The organism is Paenalicyclobacillus macrosporangiidus (genome assembly GCF_900116805.1).
GTDB lineage: Bacteria > Bacillota > Bacilli > Alicyclobacillales > Alicyclobacillaceae > Alicyclobacillus_H > Alicyclobacillus_H macrosporangiidus.
In genome coordinates, this window is the sequence record NZ_FPBV01000083.1 from 1 (window position 1) to 1,425 (window position 1,425).

The window sequence follows — 1,425 nt, forward strand, 5'->3', positions numbered from 1 at the left end:
AAAAGGCACGGCAGTTGGTGTGGCGCCGAGGCAAGGTAACACGACGGAAAGAGGCGGCGAAGGTTGTGTGGACGCGCGGGGACTTGCCGCTGCCGGTGAAAGTGTACGGGGAGAACTGGAGCTTTGAGAGTGGCATACACCTGGATGTCCGCCTGCGGCGTGGCAGGGCGGTGCTGACGAAGGTTGGCCGGTTCCGGAGGCCGGGGCGGCACCGGGTGTCGGGATTGAGACCGGGACGGTACGAAGTTCAGGGACGCCGGTTGTTGCGCCGGGATGACTGAGTCCGGGCGCTGTTTTTTTGCCCTGCAAGCCGCGTTGGAGTGGAACCAGTTTCAAAAGGGAGGGTGGTTCTTGCAGATGCGCAAGGTTGTCCGAACAGGAGTGGTTTTGGCTGTGGCAGGAGGGTTGCTTGTGGCAGGATGCGGAGGGGCGGTGCCCAACAACTCAGCGACGCCCAACAACGCGGTGACAAACAGCACGGCGCAGGCGGCGCCGATCAATGCGCTGCCGTCTGGCGTCGAGCAGCATTTGTCCTCGTATTCCAGCCGTATTCAAAAGGTGGACAAGCTTCCGGTACAGGTTCCGTCGTCCGTCGACCGGGTGCTGTTGATCAGTCCTCTGACGGAATACGCGATTTCACAGTTCCAGGAGATTTGGCCGAAGTTGAACCCCAAGCCCGCGGTGGTCTGGGTCGGGATGCCGGAGGCGCAGACGAAACAGATGTGGTCAAAGCTGGGCTATCACGGTGACCCGTTGCCAAGCCCCGTCACGCTGTACGACAAAGCCTCAGTGCCAGTCCCAGCGGCATACCGGAAGGTATCGGGCGGCTGGGAAGAGGTGCCTGGAGTGCTCAAGAGCAGCGAAGTCAACCAATGGGTGAATTTCTTCTCCAAGAACTGAGGAGGTCTTATAAATGCGCAAAGACAAGATGATTGGAGCCGCAATTGGCGTCGTCGTGGCGCTGTTGGCCGGGGGTATTGGATATGCGATTGGACATCATGCCGGCGCCTCGCGCGCCTCCTCGACCATCTCTGAAAATGCGATTGCCAGTTCCGTATCTTCACAGCCAGTGGCGGCACCGACATGGAAAGGGCTTGCGCAGGCCGCCCCGAATTTAGAATCGGCCTTGCGCGACGCTCCGTTGCTGGCGGCAAACGGCGCAGTCGTGCCGTTTCCGGCGGACAAGCCTGTATTGGTGTTCGCGCCGTGGTGCGGTCATTGTCACGAAACGATTCGGTTGTTGCAACAAGAAGGGCTATTGGACAAGGTCAAACTTGTGGCCGCCGGACTCGCTTACGGAGGCAACGAGGTGTCCGGATCACAAGGAACAATGACGCTTGATGAGGCCAAACAGACGGTGCAGGAGTCTTTTGACCGTCTCGGCGTACACATGTCGGCAGACAGCGTGTTGTACGCCCTGCCTGG

At 59.9% G+C, this 1,425-nt stretch carries 2 protein-coding genes and 1 pseudogene; all 3 read left to right on the forward strand.

Features of this window, described 5'->3' with window-relative positions:
* A pseudogene (locus BM357_RS18755) lies at window positions 1-281 on the forward strand (conjugal transfer protein); the annotation flags it as partial.
* A gap of 76 nt (window positions 282-357) precedes the next feature.
* The gene (locus tag BM357_RS18760; protein WP_074956929.1) at window positions 358-900 is read left to right on the forward strand and encodes a hypothetical protein; all 543 of its coding nucleotides are present in this window, start codon (window positions 358-360) and stop codon (window positions 898-900) included.
* Window positions 901-913: 13 nt separating this feature from the next.
* Window positions 914-1,425: thioredoxin domain-containing protein (locus tag BM357_RS18765; protein WP_074956927.1), on the forward strand; the 512-nt coding region annotated here is incomplete at its 3' end.